The sequence below is a fragment of the Halobacillus mangrovi genome, from assembly GCF_002097535.1.
Taxonomy (GTDB): Bacteria; Bacillota; Bacilli; order Bacillales; family Halobacillaceae; genus Halobacillus; species Halobacillus mangrovi_A.
The window spans coordinates 891,215-906,797 of sequence record NZ_CP020772.1; the positions used below are offsets into that span (position 1 = coordinate 891,215).

Annotated in this window: 14 protein-coding genes; 12 read left to right on the plus strand and 2 right to left on the minus strand. The window is 41.5% G+C overall.

Translation table 11 applies throughout. From position 1 onward, the window contains the following. Positions 1-249 precede the first annotated feature (249 nt). The 5 genes from HM131_RS04440 (at position 250) to HM131_RS04460 (ending at position 3,789) form a co-directional block, all read left to right on the plus strand. Complete coding sequence (locus HM131_RS04440) at positions 250-807, plus strand: acyl-CoA thioesterase (RefSeq protein WP_085028359.1); 558 nt, start codon at positions 250-252, stop codon at positions 805-807. Further along, entirely contained in the window at positions 779-1,153 is a 375-nt protein-coding gene (locus HM131_RS04445; RefSeq protein ID WP_085028361.1) for a hypothetical protein, read from the plus strand. The genes HM131_RS04440 and HM131_RS04445 overlap by 29 nt, the downstream gene beginning before the upstream one ends. A gap of 184 nt (positions 1,154-1,337) precedes the next feature. After that, positions 1,338-1,979 carry a YczE/YyaS/YitT family protein gene (locus HM131_RS04450; RefSeq protein WP_085028363.1) on the plus strand — a complete coding sequence of 214 codons (642 nt, stop codon included), beginning with the start codon at positions 1,338-1,340 and terminating at the stop codon, positions 1,977-1,979. A gap of 174 nt (positions 1,980-2,153) precedes the next feature. Next, positions 2,154-2,564, plus strand: coding sequence for a hypothetical protein (locus HM131_RS04455; RefSeq protein ID WP_085028365.1), 411 nt, complete (start codon positions 2,154-2,156; stop codon positions 2,562-2,564). Positions 2,565-2,583: 19 nt separating this feature from the next. After that, on the plus strand, positions 2,584-3,789 hold the full coding sequence (locus HM131_RS04460) for a cation:proton antiporter (protein ID WP_332308729.1): 1,206 nt from the start codon (positions 2,584-2,586) through the stop codon (positions 3,787-3,789). Between the two features lie 374 nt (positions 3,790-4,163). On the opposite strand, the gene HM131_RS04465 is transcribed toward HM131_RS04460, so the two are convergent. Continuing rightward, positions 4,164-5,102: an LCP family glycopolymer transferase gene (locus tag HM131_RS04465; RefSeq protein ID WP_085031794.1), complete on the minus strand. Its 939-nt coding sequence runs from the start codon at positions 5,100-5,102 to the stop codon at positions 4,164-4,166. 144 nt (positions 5,103-5,246) lie between these two features. Between HM131_RS04465 and HM131_RS04470 the strand changes: the two genes are divergently transcribed. Together HM131_RS04470 and HM131_RS04475 are read left to right on the plus strand one after the other, a co-directional pair. After that, positions 5,247-6,140, plus strand: a complete 894-nt coding sequence (locus tag HM131_RS04470) for an ROK family protein (protein WP_085028367.1) — start codon at positions 5,247-5,249, stop codon at positions 6,138-6,140. A gap of 143 nt (positions 6,141-6,283) precedes the next feature. Next, a complete protein-coding gene (locus tag HM131_RS04475; RefSeq protein WP_085028369.1) occupies positions 6,284-6,652 on the plus strand; it encodes a hypothetical protein in 369 nt (122 codons plus the stop codon). A gap of 50 nt (positions 6,653-6,702) precedes the next feature. Here the strand turns inward: HM131_RS04475 and HM131_RS04480 are convergent, their stop codons facing one another. Continuing rightward, positions 6,703-7,914: an ROK family transcriptional regulator gene (locus HM131_RS04480; protein WP_085028371.1), complete on the minus strand. Its 1,212-nt coding sequence runs from the start codon at positions 7,912-7,914 to the stop codon at positions 6,703-6,705. Positions 7,915-8,152: 238 nt separating this feature from the next. Between HM131_RS04480 and HM131_RS04485 the strand changes: the two genes are divergently transcribed. From HM131_RS04485 to HM131_RS04505, 5 genes are all read left to right on the plus strand, one after another. After that, entirely contained in the window at positions 8,153-9,472 is a 1,320-nt protein-coding gene (locus HM131_RS04485; protein WP_085028373.1) for an ABC transporter substrate-binding protein, read from the plus strand. Between the two features lie 272 nt (positions 9,473-9,744). Beyond that, entirely contained in the window at positions 9,745-10,599 is an 855-nt protein-coding gene (locus HM131_RS04490; RefSeq protein WP_085031795.1) for a carbohydrate ABC transporter permease, read from the plus strand. Beyond that, positions 10,596-11,426 (plus strand): carbohydrate ABC transporter permease, encoded by an 831-nt coding sequence (locus HM131_RS04495; protein ID WP_085028375.1) that lies wholly within the window; start codon positions 10,596-10,598, stop codon positions 11,424-11,426. Before HM131_RS04490 ends, HM131_RS04495 begins: the two co-directional genes overlap by 4 nt. 21 nt (positions 11,427-11,447) lie before the next feature. After that, on the plus strand, positions 11,448-13,661 hold the full coding sequence (locus tag HM131_RS04500) for an alpha-galactosidase (RefSeq protein WP_085028377.1): 2,214 nt from the start codon (positions 11,448-11,450) through the stop codon (positions 13,659-13,661). A 271-nt stretch (positions 13,662-13,932) separates the two neighbouring features. Next, positions 13,933-15,519 (plus strand): solute:sodium symporter family transporter, encoded by a 1,587-nt coding sequence (locus HM131_RS04505; RefSeq protein ID WP_198162714.1) that lies wholly within the window; start codon positions 13,933-13,935, stop codon positions 15,517-15,519. Positions 15,520-15,583: the final 64 nt, after the last annotated feature.

Genomic DNA, 15,583 nt, shown 5'->3' on the forward strand with positions numbered 1-15,583 from the left:
AAATGGGAATAATAACCACCTCAGGTCATCCAGTTTCTGGATGACCTGAGGTGGTTATTTATTCCAAACTATGCCCGCCATGCATCTATGTAACCATTTACATAGATAATGTCTATGAAACACATGAGAAATCACTATTTCACTTTTCTAATAAAGGTCCTTAGACTGAATGTATCATCCCTTTTTGTAGAGACATGTCACTACGAATAAGCGCTTAGCGATGAATAGATACAGAAAGGAAGAGGACGTATGAAAGCGAAAAGCCCTAAAGATAGTTTAGTCATCAATACTGATCAAGTAATGATTAATGATCTGAATAATTACAACACCTTATTCGGCGGAGTCCTTATGAAAAAATTAGACAATAATGCAACGTTATCCGCAAGGCGTCACGCACGCGTAAAAGAATGTGTGACAGCCTCGACGGATTCGATCGATTTCTTGCATCCGATTCACCAGACTGATTCCGTATGTGTAGAATCCTTTGTTTCCTATACAGGCAAAAAATCGATGGAAATCTTCTGCAAAGTGATCGCAGAGGACATGATTACTGGAGAGCGCCGGATGGCAGCAACAGCTTTTCTAACCTTTGTTGCTCTTGATGAAAACAAAAAACCAATCCAAGTACCAGATGTAGTACCTGAAACAGAAGAGGAGAAATTCCTTTATCAATCAGGGGAAGAGCGCGCGAAGACAAGACACATCAGAAGAGAACACAGCCGCGAGCTGACAAAGATCATTGGTCTCGAAAAGCCATGGGAAAAGGAGGAAGAGAATTATGTTGAAAACATTAGCCAGCTTGGGTGAGTTAGAGTCTGCGAAAGAAGATTTTGAGAACCTGAAGCGAACACATCCAGCCGTATTCGAGCAGCTGCTTCATGTCGTCAGTCTGACACGCCAGCTTCAAATTAAATACGGTTATATGGGCTCACTAGTAATGAATGAAGATCTCAAACCCTATTACCCCGAGTACGTAAAGGAATCTATTCTCTCCCTTTATCAAAGGGAAGTCGCAAAACTTAAAGATCATGAGGATATTCAAGTCGTACAGGAGCGGCTGAGAAAGCACAAAAATGTAGGTTATCCTAAATTATTTTTGCTTATTTTAGGAGCCAAACCAGAAATGCTGAAAGGCTCCACGATCTTCAAATGATACTGGAAAAATAAGAGACCAAACCCCAGTAATGGCAACGGTTTTAGCCAAAATGTAAAAATTATATTTCAAGTGAGTTTTATGGATTGACGCAAAAAATAATCGCTAATAAAATGTGGTCACGAATTTTGAGCCAGAGGCTCTGTCGTGACCACATTTTTTATGGAGAAGGGAGGAGTTCGTCATGCTTTATCGCTCATTGGTTTACCTGATTGGCATGTTCATCAACTTTTTCGGAGTTGCCCTGCTGATCAATGCCACCCTAGGAGCCGGGTTTTGGACTTCATTTTTCATCGGAGTGTCCGATCATCTCGGGTACACGGTCGGTTTTTGGTACGGAGCGTTCCAGTTGCTTATTATCTTCATCAACGCAAAACTGATGAAACAGCTTCCTGAAGTGAGAGCTGTCGTTCCCGTCGTATTGGAAAGTTTAATTTTGGACTTTTGGCTGGAAATTGTTTTTGGGAATGTTGATCTATCTACCGCTCCTTATCTCGTTCAAGTTTTAACGTTATTGACAGGGGTAGCCGTGATTGGTCTGGGAGTAGCGATCTATATTCTTCCTCAATTCCCGCGTGCTCCGGTTGACCAGTTATTCCTTGCCGTCAGTCACCGTTTTAACTTGAGTATCCAGGCAGGTCAAACGCTTGTAGCGGTAATCATGACTTCTCTAGCCCTTGCCATAGGTGGACCTGTTGGACTAGGAACGTTAGCTCCAATGCTTTTCCTTGGCCCCGTGATCCAGCTTTGCTATACGAGAGCCTATCCGCTCTATTATAGAATTCACCCGCAAGGAGAAAAAGTTTATCAAGAAAGTTATCAGTAAAGGTTCTCTTACACAAGAGAGCCTTTTACTTTATAAAGAGTGCCAGAGGGGAGAATACCTTTCCATCTAGTCCTCATAAGGCTTCAAGAAAAGACTATTAAATCATAAAAAAATATGGTAGAGTTACCTAAATGGAAGGATTAGGCACTTGAAAAGGAGAAGATTGAGAGTCTTATGAAAGAAGTGATTTTGTTATTAGCTGAACTCGTGAATGTTTGGCATGATGTGCTGATTGATGTAACAAGCCTGATGGGATGGAACCTTACAGATAAGGACCTCCATTTTTGGGTAATTGGCATTCTTGGACTCATTGGATTATTTTTCGTAGATATTTTATTTCACTACTTAGCAAAATTGAGCATTACAGCTATCTCGTTTCTATTTTCATTTACTTTAATGCTCGTATTCGTTTTCGCCGTTGAAATTCAGCAAAAGATTACAGGAAGAGGGAATATGGAATTTGCAGATGCTGCAATCAGTATTCTCGGTTTTCTAGCCTTTTGCTCCGTCTATATAATGATTCGCGCCACTGTATATTGGGTAAAAAGAATACAACAAAGTCGCACAGAAAACACATCAGCTTAAATTGATGTGTTTTTTCTTTATGAAAGGACTGGATGAAATGACGATCTCTCAGGTGATTCTCTTACTTTTCATCGGCTTCACCGTCTTTACGCTAGATAAAAAACAAAAGAATATCCCTGTTCCGACCGTTCTGTTCCTGCTCGGGATCGGCCTTTCTTTCATTCCCTATTTTCAAACGATAGAAGTGACGAAAGAAGTGCTTTATGACATATTCCTGCCTGCTTTATTGTTTGTTTCAGCATACCGATTTTCACCCGATGCGCTTAGGGCACATGCGGGAATCATTGCTGCGTTGAGTACGGTTGGGCTTGTATTAACAGCTGTGCTGCTAGGGTTCTTTGCTTTTGTTGTATTAGGTTCTGTGCTTTCTCTAACCCTTATAGGGGCCTTATTAATCGCATCCATACTTACGCCCACTGATCCAGTTTCAGTCGTATCGATATTGAAGTCCGCCTCTGACGACGAAAAAGTAGCAGATGTGGTCGATGGAGAATCGATGATCAATGATGGGACAAGTGTCGTATTATTCACCGTTTTGCTCGGTGTCTATACACAAGAGCATTCTTTTGAATTTCTGCCATTCATTGGCGAGTTTCTCTATGTTTCCTTAGGAGGAGCACTTCTTGGGATTTTATTTGGTTGGGGAGTCAGCAAAGCTGTCCACGTTACCCACCATAAGGAATTTCAGGTGATGTTGAGTATTGTGCTCGCATATGGAATTTTTCACATCGCTGAACACCTGGGCGTATCAGGGGTCTTATCGACCGTAGCGGCCGGTATCATGCTATCATGGGAATTCAACCATACGAACAAAGAAGATCATTATCGAGAGTCGCTGGCCGGTTTTTGGGATGTGGTCGAGCCAACCTTGTTATCCATCCTATTCTTAATCATGGGAATTGAGATGACCGACCATCTTTCTGTGGGGCTTTGGGGATGGATTGTTCTATTGTTTGTCGCCTCACTTATCATCCGTTTCATCGTTATTTCTGGGATGGTGCAATTCTTTCCATTTTGGAGAAATGCTCTAGGCTGGAAGTCCGCCACACTCGTCACGTGGTCAGGCATCAGAGGCACGATGTCTGTTGTCCTCCTCTTGAGCCTTGAAGCTGAAACATCAGGCAGCGCAGACACACTGCTTGCTTTGTGCTTTGGTGTCGTTTTTCTATCGCTTGTTATTCAAAGCTTAGGCATTTATCCATTGTCCCAGCGGTTAAAGAGTTAAACTCAGATTATACGTAAAAACAAGCTTCCTATTTTTGGGGATACAGTTGCGAGATTTTTGTTTGAATGATGGTGGATGGGAAAACGGCTCGCTTTCCGTGGGCATGTGCTGAGTCTCCTCAGACTTCGTCTTGCGGGGTCTCACCTATCAGGTTTCTCCCACAGGAGTCTCACCGTTTTCCCATCCACCATACGATATATAGTTGATCGAAACGACCTTCTCTAAACGCTCCTAAACTCCCACAAACATCTTGAAATCAAGTCTTCTAGAATGCTGAAAATCTTGAATATAGACAAACCCATCTTATTTTTTAAAAAGGAATCAACAAATCATCAAAAAAAGCTGTCCTGAAAACCAGGACAGCTTTTCCATTCCTATTGTTTCGATCCAAAATTCACAATCATATCATGCGTTTTCTGAATCTCTTCCTCAGACATAATCATCAAATACATCCCATTAGACATTGTACCCTGCCCACTCATCTGGTAGGTGGAAATATCTTTTCTAGCACTCCTGTAGTTCGTAGCCAGCCGTCTCATATCAGCAAATTGCATATTTGTGCTTACATTGTCCCCAAGCACCGTCATCACTTCATCCACTTTGTTCATGATATTGAGACTGGCCCCTTTATCAATGATACCTTGAATTACCTGGCGTTGACGCTCATTACGGCCCAGATCACCATTTGGGTCATTTTTACGCATACGCACATACGCGAGCGCTTCACGGCCATTCAATTCGAGTTGGCCTTCTTTGAAATCGAATCCACCGGAACTAAAAGCACGCTCATTTTGTACGGTAATCCCATTAACAGCATCCACTAACTGCGACAGCCCTTCCATGTTAACCCGTACGTAATAGTCAAGGTCGATATCAAGGAAGTTTTCAACGGTATTAGCCGCCATATCGCTGCCTCCGTAAGCGTAAGCATGGTTAATTCTCGTTACGCGACCGTCTCCAGCGATTTCAGCTCTCGTATCACGCGGAATGCTGACCATTTGCATCTGATCGTTGTTAGGGTCAAGGGTCATAACAATCATTGTGTCGGAGCGGCCGACATCATTTTCACGTTCATCCACACCCAGGAGCAAGATGTTAATAGGCTCTTTGTTATCTACTTTTTCTTTTGTTTCATCTGTATCTATCGAGGAAACGTCCTCATGTAAATCTTGGTTGACGGTTGTTCTGACATTATTATATACGGAGAAAAGATAAAAGCCTCCGATTACAAGTATGATAGCAATTACGAAAAGGAGAATTTTCCAACGTCTTTTTTTACGTTTCTTTTTCTTCTTGATTGCTCTGCGACTCATACCCCCACCTCTTTTCATAGAAAGTTACTCCTCTATTATACGTTTTTTGTAGATTCCTGTAAAAATAACTTTCAGACATTTATGATAAAAGGAGAAGGGGTAAAAGATTTATATAAGGGATTTTATAAAAAGGAGAGGTTGAGCATGGGGATTCATATCGGGATTGATCTTGGAGGAACGAATGTAAGAGTAGCGATCATAAATAAAAACGGAACCGTAAATGAGTTGTTACAGGAACAGACTGAACCAGAAAAAGGACCTGTTCATACGATCAACAATATCATCCGAATGATTGAGACGTTGGCGGAAGATGAAAAAGTCGAAGGGATCGGAGTTGGAGCACCAGGTCCCCTTGATCCTTACAGAGGGGTGATTCTGAACCCGCCAAACTTGCCAGGATGGGAGGAAGTGTATTTGGTTGATGCATTGAAAAAGTATTTTTCCACCGATAATATTCAATTGAACAACGACGCAAATGCCGCCGCCCTTGCTGAAGCGCAATTTGGAAGTGGAAAAGAATACAATAGTGTTTTCTATATTACGGTAAGCACAGGTGTAGGGGGCGGATTGGTCATAGGAGGAAAAGTTTTCAGCGGGGCGCAAGGCTATAGCGGTGAAATCGGGAATATGATTTTAAATCCTGGCGGTTATCAATACAGCAATTTGAATAAGGGTGCTTTGGAAGGGTATGCAAGTGGAACAGCAATCGGTCAGCGGGCGTATCAACTTTATGAAATCGAAGGCGGCGCCGAAGCGGTGTTTGAACTCGTCAGTGAGGGAGATCAGAGAGCTCAACGCATCGTAGATGAAGCCATTGAATATTTAGCGATGGGCATTGCCAATTTGACTCACACGATAAATCCAGACGTATTCGTCATTGGTGGCGGTGTTATGAAAGCAGGCGACTTGATCTGGGTACCATTAAGAGAGAAAGTGAAAAAATATCTCTATCCAGGCTTAGTCGACAAAGTGAATCTTCAACCAGCCGCCTTAAGCGGAGACTCAGGAGTCATCGGTGCATCTCTTCTCGCACAGTAACATGAAATACCAAAAAAAGGGGCCTCAGGTCATCCAGAAATTGGATGATCTGAGGCCCCTTTTTTTCTCATGAGACGGTGATATTCCATACTTTCCTCACGTATCTTATAAGAAGGGAATTACCGGTTTGGAGGCGTGTAAGGGTGAAAAAGCTTTATTGTTGGCTCGTTGTGATGATGGTTTTTGCAGGGTGTGCTAGTGGTTCACAACAGGCCGTTCAACATTTTACTCCTTCTTCACAAAATGAGTATCATATTGTGGTATTTTACGAAACCGATCCGCCAAATAAAAAATATCAATCATCTATCGAGGGAATGAAAGTTCTTTTAGCACGGAAAAACATTGATGCAGCGGTCACCTACCAGAAAATAGAGACAGATCAAAGAAATTATGAAGAACTATTACAGGTTCAGGATCAGCAGATTCTTGTGTTTGATTATAAAGGTATCAAATTTAATGCTAGAAATATTGAAGTGCTAGAAGGAATGATCCTTCAAGTCGCCAATGAATAAGAACTTAAAAAACCTTATGACATTCATAAGGTTTTTTGATTTCTAGAATTTTATTTTGCGAAGAATTCCTCTAATATAAGAACACAGGCTCCTATAGCAGATGCGTGTTCGCCCAATTTTGAAATAACGATCGATGTTTCCTTTGCTTTGTCTGTCAGCCCTCTCGTTTGAATCGTCTCCTTAATACCTTCCATTAAGAAAGTTCCTGCCTTAGAAACCCCTCCGCCGATAATAATTCTCTTTGGATTAATGGTATGAATCAGATTGGTAAGGCCAATACCTAAGTATCTTCCAGTTTGATTCAGCAGTTGAATACTAAATTCATCATTTTGGCAAGCAGCTTCGTATACAACACGTCCGTCTACCCTGTCAAAATCACCTTCAACTAGGTCTTGGATGATTGATTTCTTTCCGGATTTTAACTCTTTTATGGCTCTCTCCGCGATAGCTGGGCCCGCAGCTAACGTTTGTAGACAGCCATAATTTCCACATGGGCATTTGGGCCCGGAAAGGTCAATGGTTATATGTCCGATTTCTCCTGCAAGACTATTTTCTCCATGAAATAATCTTCCTTTTACCATTAAGCCTGCCCCTATTCCGTTTCCTACGTTTACGCCTACCATATTGTCTGCATCGTTGCCATGCCCAAACCAATATTCACCTAAGGTCATAGCTCGTGCATCGTTCTCTACATTGACGATCATATTAAATTCTTTTTCCAATTCTTCCTTAATAGGAATGTTGTGTAACTGAAAGGTAGGAGCGAATAAAGAAATGCCATTTACAGGATCGACAATGCCGTGCATGCCCACACCGATTCCTAAGTACTTATCAGGGTCACTGTTTCCATTAGCTAATAAAGCATGGATCCCTTGTTTCATCGTTGCTAATAAGTCGTTGTTAGAAGGAGTAGGAGGGATATCCAAGTTTGTTGTATCTTTTACTTCACCAAATAGGTTTGTTACAACAAATTTCATACTCGTGGTCCCAACATCAATTCCCAGAACGTAAAAATAGTCAACGTTTATCTCAAGAAGCGTAGGTTTTCTACCGCCTTTCGATGTACCTTGAGTGGTCTCTATGACAAATTTGGTATTAATAAGTTCCTTAACAATATTGCTAACTGTAGGGGGAGTTAGTCGGCTTTGTTTTGCTATATCTGCCCGAGAGATGGGACCTTGTTTCCGGATCATGTTTAATATGATGGAACGATTCATCGATTTCATTAACTGAAAACTGCCTCTAGTATATTTTGTGCTCATCCAATTCCTCCAACAATTCTGAATACATTTATCATATCATAAGTGTACACTTAATTAATTAAATTTATTAAGTGTATAAACCACTAATCTATCGTATACCCGTCAAAATAGCGCTTTTAAAATGTTCCAATTTTAAGAAAAGTCTTTTCAATCCGAATTAATTGTGCTAACGTATAATTAGTTAATTAATTTATTTTATTAAGTTTTGGAAACGCTAACAAAGGGGGAGTCTAGCAAGATGAAAAAGTGGTTGAGTATATTTCTTTTAGTTGGGCTGGTCGCTGGTGTTCTATCAGCATGTTCTGGTAATGGCGGCGGTGAGACTTCAGGTGAAAATGGTGAAAGTGGCGGTGAACCTTCAGGAGAAATCACTGTATGGGGCTGGAACGTAGCAGCAGAATCAATGGAGTTAGCAGTCGATGGTTTTAAAGAGCAGTATCCTGATGTGGAAGTTAAGGTGGAAGACATCGGTCGCTTAGATGTTTATGAAAAATTAACTGTCGGACTAGCTTCAGGCGGTAATGGCCTTCCGGATGTTGTATTAGTAGAATCAGATCGGTTAGCGAATTACCAAGAACAATTTCCTGATGCGTTAACGAATCTATCAGAAATGGGTTATGACAAACATGAAGATAAGTTTGGGGAGTACAAACTTTCTGTAACTCAAAACTCTGATGGTGATTTCTTTGCGGCACCGTGGGATATTGGGCCTACAGGTGTATTTTACCGCACAGACATTTTTGAAGAAGCAGGTGTAAATCCAGAGGATATTAAAACTTGGGATGACTACATCGAAGCTGGTAAGACGATAAAAGAGAAAACAGGAACAAATATGGTGCCTGTTGATATCGCGAAAGATGATGCCTTGTACCGTATGATGTTAAATCAGCAAGGTGCTTATTACTATGATGAAGAAGGAAATATTGATGTGACTTCTGAGGAATCTAAAAAAGCATTTGAAGTCATTAAGCAACTGAATAATGAAGAGTTGATCTTAAACAATGATGGTTGGAATGGGGTTGTTTCCGCAACGGTTAACGGAGAAGTAGCTACTGTACCGTTCGGAGTTTGGTACACAGGTACGATTATGGACCAGGCCCCTGATCAAAGCGGCCAGTGGGGAGTTTTCCAACTGCCAGCATTTGAAGAAGGCGGCAACCGCGCAGCGAACTTAGGCGGTTCGGATCTAGTTATCCCATCCTCATCTGATAATAAGAACACTGCCTATGCGTTTGTTGAATATTTTACAACTGAAGTGGATCCTCAAATGAAGGCTTTGGAAGAGAAAGGGATCTTTCCATCTCTAAACTCAACTTATGAAGAAGACTTCTTCAATCAAGAGTCTGAATTCTTCTCAAATCAGAAAATCTTCAAATTGTTTGCGGATGAGGTCTCTGACATTCCTGTAGCAAACTATACGTCAGATTACTCTCGTGCCTTTGATACGATGTCTGATACTCAAGCTTCTATCTTGTTAGATGGTAAAGATATTGAGACAGCATTGCAGGATGCGGCAGAGAAACTGAAAAGTGAGACAGATCGAAAAATAAGCGAGTAGAAGATACAACGCAAAATCAGTCTGTTTATAAATCGGTTAGCGTCCATAAGGCGTTAACCGATTTTTTAGATTTTTCCGAAATAGAGCAGACATCTATAGAGCTATGTGTTATTATTAAGTAAATTAAATTAATTAACAAAGTCAGCCGCCATGATAAATTGTAAGCGGTTCAACAGGAGGCTGTCAGTCTATTAAGGAGGTATTTTGCGTTGGAACAAACGAACGAGCGAAAAGTCGCTAACTCGAACAGCACCAAGTCAAGAAAACGCTGGATTACACCTAAGAATGTGCCGTACATTTTTATCTTGCCAGCAGTTACATTCTTTCTAATCTTTACGGTTTATCCCGTTATTTCCTCGCTATTATTAAGTTTTCAAAAACGTGAAGGTTCAGAGTATGTATTTGCAGGTTTAGAGAATTATACGAGACTCTTCCAAGACGAGTTGTTCTATAAGGCGCTTGGGAACACATTCTTAATATTAATCGTACAGGTCCCCATTCAATTGTTCCTCGCGGTTGTCATCGCAGTAGCGTTAAATTCACAGCTTGTTAAAATGAAGAGCTTTTTCCGAATTGCTTTCTTCATGCCTGCGATTACCGCACTTGTGGCTTCTTCTATTATCTTTATGATTATGCTGGATGAGAACTATGGTCTTGTAAACTATCTATTATCCTTTGTAGGGATCGACCCGATTGCGTGGCTGTCGGATCCGTTCTGGGCCAAGGTGGCGCTGATGGCAGCTATCACATGGCGCTGGACTGGATATAACATGGTTATTTTCTTAGCTGGTTTACAGAACATTCCGGGGTCTTTATATGAAGCAGCTGAAATGGATGGAGCGGGTAAACTACGCCAGTTCTTCTATATCACTGTGCCGCAGTTGAAACCGATCTTTTTATTCACGTTCGTACTTTCAACCATTGGTACCCTGCAATTGTTCGATGAACCATATATTCTAACTGAAGGCGGTCCGAATAATTCTACACTAACGATTACTTTGTACTTATATCAAAATGGCTTCAGATACTTTGACTTTGGTTACGCATCAGCAATCGCATATGTGCTCGTTCTGATCATCGGAGTACTATCCTGGGCACAAATGAAATGGGCAGGTGAAGATAAATGAGGCATAACGTCAGTCCTTTTAGAAAAACACTTCTTTACATCTTTTTATTTATTGGAGTTATCGTTTCCGTTTTTCCATTCTATTGGATGTTTGTGGGAGCGACGAATCCATCGGGTGAAATATTTAAGGTTCCGCCTAACTTCCTTCCAGGAGATTACGGCTGGGAGAACTTTAAAAACTTAAATGAAAATGTAGGTATTGTAAGAGTCCTTGGAAACTCTTTATTCATTACCTTAACGTTTACTGTGTTATCGGCGATCGTCTGTACGGCGGCCGGGTATGCTTTTGCAAAATTCCAGTTCAAAGGTAGAAATGCGATTTTCTTCATGTTGTTGGTAGCGATTATGATCCCATATCACGTAACCTTGATTCCGTTATTTGAGATCTTTTCGAATGTGAACTGGCTAAATACTTTTCAGGCGGTAATCCTGCCACAGGTTGCCTATCCGTTTGCGATATTCTTAATGAGGCAAAACATGCAGGCGATTCCTGACTCGCTCCTTGAAGCGGCCCGTGTCGATGGAGCAGGGGAATTTCATATCTTTTTCAGGATTGTCCTGCCTGTCATGAGACCCGCTCTTGCTGCGGTGGCGATCTTCTTATTCATGTTCCAGTGGAATAATTTTATATGGCCTTTAGTTGTGCTTCAGTCTCAAGATATGTACACATTACCAGTTGCGCTTTCTAGTCTTGTCGGTATGTCACGTATTGACTATGGGCAGGTCATGATGGGTACGACATTGTCCACATTGCCAATCATGATTTTCTTCTTATTGCTGCAAAAGCAGTTCATCTCTGGGATACTTGGAGGTTCTGTCAAAGAATAATCAGCTAGGCGGTGAACAAAGATGATTCATGTGAATCAAGAAATAAAACAATTCCATTTAACCAATGGAAAGATCAGTTATATCTTTCATGTTATGAAGAATGGGCAGCTTGGACACTTGTACATGGGCAGCGCTCTTCATAAGGAAGGAGACTATTCTCACTTTCAAGCATACGATAACCCATCTCCTTATACGACGCATGTATTCGAAGATGATCCTTCCTTTTCACTAGAAACGGTAAGGCAGGAGTTTCCGGTACATGGAAAAGGAGATTTTCGGGAACCTGCTTCGATCATTGTTGATGAACAAGGAGAGTTTATATCAGATTATGTATTTCAATCCTATGAAGTGGTGGATGGGAAGCCAGAATTAAATGGCCTCCCTGCCGCTTTCGGAGAAAAAGGAAGCGTACAAACGTTAAAGGTTTCTCTATTGGACCTGACTGCAAATGTTGGAGTTGATCTCTATTATTCTATATTTGCCGATCTCCCAATTATCACTAGAAGTGTGAAAGTGGTGAATAATGGAGAGCAGTCGGTTAACATTGAGCGTTTAATGTCTACGACGTTCGATCTCCCGGATGCGGATTATGAAATGCTCCACCTTTCAGGCGCCTGGGGGAGAGAGAGGCATATAAGAAAGAGGAATCTTGAACAAGGTGTGCAGTCGATTGGAAGCATTAGAGGATCTAGCTCGCATCATCACAATCCTTTTCTTGTGTTAAAAAGACAAGAAACCACGGAGCATCATGGAGAAGCGATTGGTGTGCAATTCGTTTATAGTGGAAACTTTTTGGCACAGGCGGAAGTGGATCATTATGAAACAACGAGGATTTCAATGGGGATCCATCCTACTGGATTTCAATGGAAACTAGAACCTGAAGATAGCTTTCAGGCCCCTGAAAGTGTCATCTCCTATACTAAAGAAGGTTTGAATGGATTAAGCCATTCTTTGCATGATTTCCAGCGTCATCATCTGATTAGTCAAAAATGGATGGAAAGAGAACGTCCGGTTTTGATAAACAACTGGGAAGCTACGTATTTTAACTTCAATGAAGGAAAGCTGGATCAGTTTATAGTTGAAGCTAAGGAACTGGGAGTAGAACTGTTTGTCCTGGATGATGGGTGGTTCGGAAATCGAAACGATGACACAACTTCTCTAGGAGACTGGTACGTAGATAGGTCTAAACTTCCGAATGGAATAGGCGAATTATCGAAGAAAGTGAAAGCGAGTGGACTACAATTCGGACTTTGGTTTGAGCCTGAGATGGTAAGTCCCGAAAGCGAATTAATTAAAAAACACCCTGAGTGGGTGGTAGGTTCAGCGGCCAGATCGAATACGCTTGGTCGAAACCAGAGAGTGCTTGATTTGGCAAATCCTGAAGTTGTCCATTACTTATATGAAAAAATATCGGCAGTCATTGAAGAGGCAGATTTAGACTACATCAAATGGGATATGAACCGTAACATAACAGAACCGTATGCAATGTCTCTACAAAACCAAGGCGAATTTTTTCACCGCTATATGTTAGGTGTGTACGAACTATATGAACGATTAACATCGAGTTATCCTGATCTGTTATTTGAATCGTGCGCTGGAGGCGGTGGGCGTTTTGATCTTGGGATGATGTATTATGCCCCTCAAGCTTGGACGAGTGATGACACGGATGCTGTTGAGCGATTGAAGATCCAATACGGGACTTCGTTAGGCTATCCGTTATCAACAATGGGTTCTCATGTATCGGCAGTTCCCAATCACCAGACTCTAAGAAGCACACCATTAAGATTTCGTGGAGATGTAGCTTATTTTGGCACATTCGGATACGAATTAGATCCCTCTCAGCTTAAGCAAGAGGAAAAAGAAGAAATCAAACAGCAAATCAGGTTTTTTATTAAGCATCGCTCGTTAATACAGGGAGGGCATTTTTATCGACTGAAAAGCCCTTTCATAGATTCTGAGACGGCATGGATGGTAGTCAGTGAGGATAGGAAAAAAGCGCTTGTTGGATGGTATCAACCGATGAGTATGCCCAACCCTCCAGGCAATCGAGTGTTGAAATTGAAAGGTCTCGATGAGTCCTTCCATTATAAGGTCAATGGTCAAATGCAGTTACGTTATGGAAATGAACTAATGGAACGCGGCTTAGCGCTCCCGGTAGAATTCAATGGGGCTAATCATCACGCTCAAACAGCTGGAGACTGTCAATCAATCATCTTCGAGCTAAGAAGTGACTAAGCAAATCAGGAATGGATTTTAGCAAAAAAGGATAATTTATTTAAAGCTTCAACTTGAATGTGATTCATAATAATTAGTCAGATAGTACTGTTATATCAACAAAATGAATAGAGGTTCTCTCTTTTTGGAAAGCAAAAAAGTGCATGAAAGTTCTATTTTTTTACCATTGAAACGCTTTCACATATCTAGCTACAATAAGACACAGATAAAAAAGCGCATTCATCATTTCATGCACAATTTTGATTCCGCTTACAGAAGGAGAGAGACAACGATGAATCTATTTACTGTTGCATCATTTCTATTTTTTACAGCGCTAGTCGCTTTAGTTTCATGGTGGTTTACGAGAAAAGAAAACTTAGATACACAGGATGGTTATTTCCTGGGTGGAAGGAACTTAGGTGCTTGGGTGATCGCTGGTTCCTTAATGCTGACGAACTTATCTACAGAGCAGCTAGTTGGTCTGAATGCTCAAGGGTATTCGGATACGATCGCTGTGATGGGGTGGGAAGTAGGTTCCGCCATTGCGCTTGTCGTAGTAGCCTTCTTCCTGCTTCCAAGATATTTGAAAGGCGGAATTACAACGATTCCGGATTTCTTAGAAGATCGCTATGATTTTGGAACAAAACAGATTGTAACGATCCTTTTCTTATTCGGGTATGTATTCAACTTGCTGCCTCCGATTCTTTATTCCGGAGCTGTTGCGATTAACGGAATTTTTAATATTCCTGAAGCTCTTGGCTTGAGCCGTACCGGCGGCTTATGGGTAACCGTATTTGCAATTGGGATTGTCGGATCCATTTACGCTATTTTCGGTGGGTTGAAAGCGGTTGCTGTCTCGGACACAATTAATGGAGTAGGATTGCTGATTGGTGGACTGCTAATTCCGATTATCGGGTTGTTTGTTCTCGGTGATGGATCCTTCACAAACGGATTCCAAACAATTGTAGAAAATTCTCCTGAGAAGCTGAATTCAGTCGGAGGACCGGAAAGCCCGGTTCCATTTGGAACGATGTTCACTGGAATGCTCCTCGTTAACTTGTTCTACTGGGGAACTGCTCAGCACATTATGCAGCGAGCGATTGCAGCTAAGAACTTAAAAGAAGGTCAAAAAGGCGTTCTAATCGCAGCCTTCTTGAAACTGCTTGGACCGGTATTCCTGATCTTACCTGGAATTATTGCATTTAACATGTTCGGGCCTGGACTTGAACCTACAGACGCGTATCCGCGCTTAGTTACCGAAGTCCTTCCAACACCACTAGTAGGGTTCTTCGCGGCAGTCTTATTCGGTGCGATCCTGTCGTCATTCAACTCAGCGTTGAACTCATCTGTGACACTAATCGCTCTGAACATTTACAAACCGTATTTCAATCCGGATGCTCCGGATAAACAAATTGTACGAAAAGGTAAAACAGTTGGAATCATTCTTGCATTATTTGCGATGTGTATTGCACCGCTGATTGATAAAGTGCCTCAAGGATTTTTCCAATACTTGCAGATCGTTAACGGATTTTACAACGTGCCGATCTTCACGATTCTTATCGTCGGTTACCTGACGAAACGTGTACCAGCTATCGCAGCAAAAGTTTCCTTGTTCGTGTTTATCGCCATTTACGCGACAACGCAGCTATTCTGGGATACAGGCGTTCATTTCCTGCACATTCTTGCTATTTTATTTGTCGCTTGTTCCCTGTTAATGCTATTGATTGGAAAGATTCGCCCGCGTGACACGGATTTCATACTCGAACAAAAATCCAAAGTCGATATGAAGCCTTGGAAACTTGTTTATCCAGTTGGAATCGCTGCAACCTTAGCAATGATCATCATTTATATCCTGCTTTCTCCAGCGGGAATTATTTAATCATTCTGCCTGCACGCTCGATTTGATATAATGGAAATATTGTCAAATTGAGTGAAAGGCGGGA